The sequence below is a fragment of the Rubneribacter sp. genome, assembly GCF_965361815.1.
Genome location: NZ_CBDTNW010000091.1, coordinates 1 through 2,853, shown reverse-complemented (window position 1 = coordinate 2,853; position 2,853 = coordinate 1). Strand labels below are relative to the sequence as shown.

Here is a 2,853-nt window from a genome sequence, read left to right as displayed (position 1 = left end):
GCCGGCCGACATGTTCGGCAAGGTCATGTCCATTCCCGACGAGCTCATGGTGAAGTACTACCGCCTGGCCTCGGCGCTGCCGGTGGGCGAGATCGACGAGATCGAGCGGGGCCTTGCCGCCGACGAGCTGCATCCCAACAAGGTGAAGCGTGCTCTCGCGCGCAACATTGTGGCCGCCTATCACGACAAGGCGGCTGCCCAGGCGGCCGAGGAGCAGTTCGACCTCGTGTTCAAGCAGCACGCCGTGCCCGACGACATCCCCGAGTTCGCAGCCGACCTCTCGCCCAACGACGAAGGCAAGGTCTATTTGGCGAAGCTGCTGGCCGACGCGGGCTTGGCCGCAAGCGCCGGCGAGGCGCGTCGCCTCATCGACGGCGGTGGCGTGAAGGTGAACGGCGAGGCGCTGCCCGCTAAGTCCTACAACGTCGATCCAGCGCTGCTCGCAGGCGCCACGCTCCAAGTGGGCAGGCGCAAGTTCGTAAAGCTCGTCTAGCGGCTCCTGTCGGGCGGCCTCGGCCGCCCGAATTTTTTCAAAATCGTCGCAAGGATCCGCCTCGCCCGTTCGTGTTGTAAGCGAAGGCGAAAAGAGAGGATCCCAGGAGGGCCACCATGAAAAAGACGATAGCCATCGTGCTTGCATCCGCGCTCGCGCTGTTCGCGCTTCCCGCTCTGGCGTTCGCCGCCAACGCGGCGGGGTTCGCCCCGCAGGGGCGCGATGGCGCCCAGGTGCAGACGGCGCTTCCCGCGACCGGCGGATGTCCCGGTTATGCCGACGCGGACGGCGACGGCGTGTGCGACAACCGCGCGGTAGGCGCCTCGCAAGGTTGCCCGGGATACGCTGATGCGGACGGCGACGGCGTCTGCGACGCATGCGGCAACGCGGGCGTCGCATGCGACGGCTATGTTGACAACGATGGCGACGGCGTGTGCGACGCGTACGAAAGCGGCGCCTGTCCGGGCGCGGCCGGTCAAGGGCGCGGCCAGGGCTGCGGCGGACTCGGCGTCGGCCAAGGGCGCGGCTGCGGCGGGCACGGCGCGTGCTGGAACCGTTAGGCGCCCTTCTCCCAGCGGGTTGGACATGCGCGCAAGCGAGGATATAGAAGACGCCATGGAGCGGCATGCGGACGCCGTCTGGCGCGTCTGCGTGCTCTACTTCCGCTCCCACGCCGACGCCCAGGACGCGTTCCAGGATGCGTTTCTCAAGTACGCGCTTGCCGACCAGGTGGTTTTCAACGGCGACGAGCATCGCAAGGCATGGCTTGTCCGCGTGGCGGCCAACGTGTGCAAAGACATGCTCAAAGCGGCGTCGCGCAGGGTCGCCCCGCTTGACGAGGCGGACTGCGCCGAGCATCTGGCCTCGTGCGATCCCGCTTCCCAGCCCGCCTCGTTCTCGAGCGAGGTGGTGGATGCCATGAGGTCGCTCGACGATCCTCCGCGCACCCCGCTGTACCTTTCCCTGTACGAGGGGTACAGCGCTCCCGAGATAGCTCGCATGGTGGATGCCCCTGTCAACACGGTCTATTCGTGGATCGCGCGCGGGAAGCGGCAGCTGAAGGAGGTCTTGTCGTGAACGACCTGCAAAACCGCGTGCACCAAGCGTTCGACCAGGTGAAAGCTCCGGCCGATGTCAAGTTTGGCGCTTTGGCCCGCATAGAGGCCGCAAGGTCCGCGGCTGCGGAGGCGAGCGCCCCCTCCTCGGCCCGATCCTATTTTGATGGCCACGCCTCCCGGCTCGAAGGGTCGCCCGCTTGCAAGCGGGACGGCGCGTCGCGCCGCTTGCGCATGCTGCGGCTTCGTCCCGTCGCGGCGCTGGCCGCCTGCCTCGTCCTTGCCGTCGCCTGCTTGGGCGCCTGGCGGATCTACGAGCAGCCTACCGCATACGTGGGAGTTGACGTCAACCCCTCCCTGGAGCTTGCCGTGAACCGATTCGGCATCGTGGTGGAGGCGAAGGGACTCAATGAGGACGGTTCCTCCCTGTTGGAGGCCGTGCCCTTAAGCCATCGCAGCTACCAAGACGCGCTCGGGGCCCTTGCTGCGAGCGACGCCTTCTCTTCCTATGTTGGCGAGGACTCTTTCGTGGAGATCAGCGTCACGGCGGACGACGAGCGACAGGCTCAGAGCCTGAGATCGCAAAGCGATCAAACCCTCTCGTCCCTTCCTTGCGGCGGTGCGTGCGCCATCGTCGATGAGCAGACGCGCGTTGCCGCTTCCGCAGCGGGCATGGGGGTTGGGCGCTATCGGGCCGCGTGCGAGCTTATGGAGCTTGACCCCGACGCAACGCTCGAGGAGTGCGCGCAGCTCAGCATGCGCGAGCTGCGCGACCGCATAGCCGCATGCGGGGGAGAAGGGGACGGCGGGAAGCACGGATACGGGAAGCGCTCGTCGGAGGGCGAGTCCGCGATTGGGCCCGGCTGCGGAAACGGCGGCGGTCGCGGGCGAGGGGCGGTATAGCCCCGCAGGCCGCATGCTCGTCACGGGCAAGACCGGTTGCACGAGCAGGGGGCGGGTCGCGTCCTGCTCCTGCTTGCGATCCGCCCCCCTTTCCCACTGCAACCTTGCTGTTTGAGCTTGCTGGGTCTCGCCGGAATGCTCGGTGCGGCAAAAAACTTCAAGAAATTTGAAATTTACTGTTGCGTTGCCTGGATCTTACGGGTATTATACAAAACCCGCGCTTGAGGAGGGCGCGAGTCGCTACCAAAGCGACCAGGAAAAATGCTCCTTGCGCGCTCGGCGGCGCCGGGCGCGGCGGGAACCTTGAAGACCGGGTACTGGGAAGCAAGCGCGCGATCGTGCGAGAAGAGCTTCCCCCCTCCCCTCACCTGAAAATCCACTCATCTTTTTTTTCTTTTCACA

At 66.1% G+C, this 2,853-nt stretch carries 4 protein-coding genes; all 4 read left to right on the top strand.

The annotated features are described in order from the left end of the window. Positions 1-493, top strand: a 493-nt coding sequence (locus ACWKY3_RS06740) for a S4 domain-containing protein (RefSeq protein WP_449315662.1), incomplete at its 5' end; no start/stop codon positions are given. 116 nt (positions 494-609) lie between these two features. Beyond that, entirely contained in the window at positions 610-1,053 is a 444-nt protein-coding gene (locus ACWKY3_RS06735) for a hypothetical protein (protein ID WP_449315661.1), read from the top strand. Positions 1,054-1,078: 25 nt separating this feature from the next. After that, on the top strand, positions 1,079-1,570 hold the full coding sequence (locus tag ACWKY3_RS06730) for an RNA polymerase sigma factor (RefSeq protein WP_449315660.1): 492 nt from the start codon (positions 1,079-1,081) through the stop codon (positions 1,568-1,570). Beyond that, positions 1,567-2,451 carry an anti-sigma-I factor RsgI family protein gene (locus ACWKY3_RS06725; RefSeq protein WP_449315659.1) on the top strand — a complete coding sequence of 295 codons (885 nt, stop codon included), beginning with the start codon at positions 1,567-1,569 and terminating at the stop codon, positions 2,449-2,451. The genes ACWKY3_RS06730 and ACWKY3_RS06725 overlap by 4 nt, the downstream gene beginning before the upstream one ends. Positions 2,452-2,853: the final 402 nt, after the last annotated feature.